The organism is Streptomyces sp. NPDC048111 (assembly GCF_043202815.1).
Taxonomy (GTDB): domain Bacteria; phylum Actinomycetota; class Actinomycetes; order Streptomycetales; family Streptomycetaceae; genus Streptomyces.
Genome location: NZ_JBIDBD010000068.1, coordinates 1 through 3,482 on the forward strand (window position 1 = coordinate 1; position 3,482 = coordinate 3,482).

Annotated in this window: 3 protein-coding genes and 1 rRNA gene; all 4 read left to right on the forward strand. The window is 71.9% G+C overall.

Annotated features, from left to right (window positions below):
* Positions 1-90: ribosomal RNA gene (rrf, locus tag ACGF3I_RS35175) — 5S ribosomal RNA — on the forward strand; the annotation flags it as partial.
* 74 nt (positions 91-164) lie between these two features.
* The gene (locus ACGF3I_RS35180; protein ID WP_393139399.1) at positions 165-809 is read left to right on the forward strand and encodes an HAD family hydrolase; all 645 of its coding nucleotides are present in this window, start codon (positions 165-167) and stop codon (positions 807-809) included.
* A 43-nt stretch (positions 810-852) separates the two neighbouring features.
* Positions 853-2,055 carry an MFS transporter gene (locus ACGF3I_RS35185; protein ID WP_393139401.1) on the forward strand — a complete coding sequence of 401 codons (1,203 nt, stop codon included), beginning with the start codon at positions 853-855 and terminating at the stop codon, positions 2,053-2,055.
* A complete protein-coding gene (locus tag ACGF3I_RS35190) occupies positions 2,024-3,199 on the forward strand; it encodes an acetoin utilization protein AcuC (RefSeq protein WP_393139403.1) in 1,176 nt (391 codons plus the stop codon). Before ACGF3I_RS35185 ends, ACGF3I_RS35190 begins: the two co-directional genes overlap by 32 nt.
* Positions 3,200-3,482: the final 283 nt, after the last annotated feature.

Genomic DNA, 3,482 nt, shown 5'->3' on the forward strand with positions numbered 1-3,482 from the left:
CCCGGTTACATTCCGAACCCGGAAGCTAAGCCTTTCAGCGCCGATGGTACTGCAGGGGGGACCCTGTGGGAGAGTAGGACGCCGCCGAACAAATTTTGGGGAAAGCCCCGCACCAGACCCTTCAGGGTCGTGGTGCGGGGCTTTTCTGCGTTTAAGGTCGAGTCATGCGCTACGACCTCATCATCTTCGACAACGACGGCGTGCTCGTCGACAGCGAGCCCATCTCGAACACCATCCTGTCCGGTTATCTGACCGAACTCGGCCATGCCACGTCGTACGAGGATTCCCTCCGCGACTACATGGGGGCGGCCGTTCACCGCGTCCACGACGTCATCAGGGAGCGGACCGGACAGGCGCTGCCCGACGACTTCGACGACACCCTGCACGCCCGGATCTTCGCCGCCTTCGAGCGGGAGCTCCAGCCCGTCCCCGGCGTCACGGACGTCCTCGGAAAGCTCGTCGCGGACGGGGTTCCCTACTGCGTCGCGTCGTCCGGTACCCACGAGCGGATCAGGGTGGGGCACCTGCGGACCGGGCTCGACGAGTGGTTCGAGGACGAGTGGGTGTTCTCGGCCCAGGACGTCGGCCGGGGCAAGCCGGCGCCGGACCTGTTCCTGCACGCGGCCGAGCGGATGGGGGTCGCGCCCGCGCGGTGTGCCGTCATCGAGGACAGCCGGCTGGGTGTCGAGGCCGCGCGGGCCGCGGGGATGGACGTGTACGGGTTCACGGCGATGACGCCCGCCGAGCGGCTCGGCGACGCGACCGCGTGCTTCGGGGACATGGGACAGCTGCTCGGATTGCTCGGGTGATCTCTCTACCCAGGAGTAGGTGACGGCCCTAGGCTGTGCCGCCATGACAGACGCACGCCTGCGGCACGGCAGGGCGTCCCTGGCGGTGAGTTTCTTCGCGCAGGGCATGGCCTTCGCCCTCCTGGTGACCCGCATACCCGCGATCCAGGACCGGTACGGGATATCCGACGGGCTGTTGCCCGTCTTCCTCGCGGCCGTGCCCATCCTCGCCGGGGCCGGCAGCGTCTGCACCGAGCAACTGATCAAGCGGGTCCGGCCGAGCGTGGTGCTGCGGTTCGCCCAGCCCGCTGTGCTCCTGGCGCTGCTCGGGGCCGGGGCGGGCGACCGGATGTGGCAGGCGGCGGTGGCGCTCGGCGCGTTCGGGCTCTCGGTGGGCGCCCTCGACGCCTCCATGAACATGCTCGGGGTCAGTCTCCAGCGGACGTACGGGCGCAGCATCATGCTCGGGTTCCATGCCTCGTACAGCCTCGGCGGGATCGGTGGCGCCTCGCTCGCCTGGGCGGGAGCGCACTGGCACCTGTCGCTGCTCGTGTCGTATCTGCCGGCGGTGGCGGTGCTGCTGCCGGTCTGTCTCGTCGCGAGCCGCTGGTACGCGGACGGGGAGCCGGCCGTGGCCGAGGCGGCGCAGGGCGCGCCGGGGGCCGGGCCGGTCGTCTTCCGGCTGCTGCTGCCGCTGTGCCTGGTGATGAGCTTCGCGTACATCGGGGACTCGACCGTCTCCAACTGGAGCGCCAAGTACCTCCAGGACACGCTCGGCAGCTCCGAGCAGCTCGCGACCGTCCCGTACAACGTCTACATGGTGACCACGCTGCTCGGGCGGGCCGCGGGGGACTTCGGGGTGCGGCGGTTCGGGGCGGTGGCGGTGGTGCGGCTCGGGACGGTGCTCGCGGCCGCCGGGTTCGGGGTGGTCGCGCTTGCGCCGGGGCCCTGGACGGGGATGGCCGGATTCACCCTGCTCGGGTTCGGGCTCTGTGTGATCGTGCCGCAGACGTTCGCCGCGGCGGGACGGCTGTTCCCGGGGGCCAGCGACGCGGCGGTGGCGCGGCTCAACATCTTCAACTACGTGGGCTTCCTCGTGGGCTCCCCGCTCGTCGGGGCGCTCGGGGACGCGTGGAGCTATCGCGGGGCGATGCTCGTGCCGATGGTCCTGGTGCTCCTGACGCTGGTGTACGCCCGCTCGTTCGGCTCGGAGACGGCCCGATACGGTGGCGGGCATGAGCGGCCGCGCACTGTTGATGTGGGATGAAGCTGTCACGCGCTACGACTTCGGGTCGAGCCATCCGATGGACCCGGTGCGGCTCGCGCTGACCATGGGGCTGGTGCGGGCGTACGGGCTGGACCAGCAGGTGGACGTGGTCGCGGCGCCGCCGGCCGGGGATTCGACGCTGCGGCTCGTGCACCGGCAGGACTACATCGACGCGGTACGGGCCGCGTCGGCGGATCCGCGGACGGCCGACGGCTCGTACGGGCTCGGCACGATGGACGATCCCGCCTTCGCGGGGATGCACGAGGCGTCCGCGCTGATCGCCGGGCAGTCGGTCGCGGCGGCGGAGGCGGTGTGGGCGGGGGACGCGTCGCACGCGGTGAACTTCGCCGGGGGGCTCCACCACGCGATGCCGGGCGGGGCGGCCGGGTTCTGCGTCTACAACGACGCGGCCCTCGCCATCGCGCGGCTGCTGGAGCTCGGGGTCGAGCGGGTCGCGTACGTGGACGTGGACGTGCACCACGGGGACGGCGTCCAGGCGGCGTTCTGGGAGGATCCGCGGGTCCTGACGATCTCGCTGCACGAGCACCCCCGCATGCTGTTCCCCGGGACGGGGTGGCCCGAGGAGACCGGGGCGGACGGGCCCGGGGAGGGGTCCGCGGTCAATCTCGCGCTGCCGGCGGGGACGGGGGACGAGGGGTGGCTGCGCGCGTTCCACGCGGTGGTGCCCGAGCTCATCGCCGATTTTCGGCCACAGGTCCTCGTCACCCAGCACGGGGCCGACACGCACTTCGAGGACCCGCTGGCGCATCTGGCCGTGTCGCTCGACGCGCAGCGGGCGGTGCAGGAGGCCTGCCACTCGCTGGCGCACGAGTACGTGCCGGGGGCGAAGTGGGTGGCGCTCGGGGGTGGGGGGTATGCCGTGGTGGATGTGGTGCCGCGGTCGTGGACGCATCTGGTGGGGATCGCGGGGCATGTGCCGGTCGATCCGGCGTCCGTGGTGCCGGCGTCTTGGCGGGACGAAGTGTTCGCGCATACGCGGGAGTTGGGGCCGGGGCGGATGACTGATGGGCGGGGGGTCGGCTGGCGGGCGTGGGATGCGGGGTATGACCCTGCGGATCGGCTGGATCAGGCTGTGTTGGCTACTCGGCGGGCCGTGTTTCCCCTGCGGGGGTTGCTGGCTTAGGGGGTTTTCTCCCCACCCCGCCCCTTCCCGAGACCCTCCGGGGGGTAGGGGGGCTGAGTTTCTGGGGCTGCGCCCCAAACCCGCTGAGGGGCTCCGCCCCTCGGACCCCGGGGGGTTTGCCCACCCGCCCGCCCGTGCGGGGGGTTGGAGGGTGCCTGGCCCTGGGGCTGCGCCCCAGACCCCCTGAGGGGCTCCGCCCCTCGAACCCCGGCGGGGGCTGCGCCCCCTGCACCCCCCATCGCGCCTGAACGGCGCTCGTCCTCAAACGCCGGACGGGCTGAGG

What these genes read in the sequence shown, in the direction of transcription:
- ACGF3I_RS35190 (WP_393139403.1), top strand. Translation starts at nt 2,024, where the DNA reads ATGAGCGGCCGCGCACTGTTGATGTGGGATGAAGCTGTCACGCGCTAC.
- ACGF3I_RS35180 (WP_393139399.1), top strand. Translation starts at nt 165, where the DNA reads ATGCGCTACGACCTCATCATCTTCGACAACGACGGCGTGCTCGTCGAC.
- ACGF3I_RS35185 (WP_393139401.1), top strand. Translation starts at nt 853, where the DNA reads ATGACAGACGCACGCCTGCGGCACGGCAGGGCGTCCCTGGCGGTGAGT.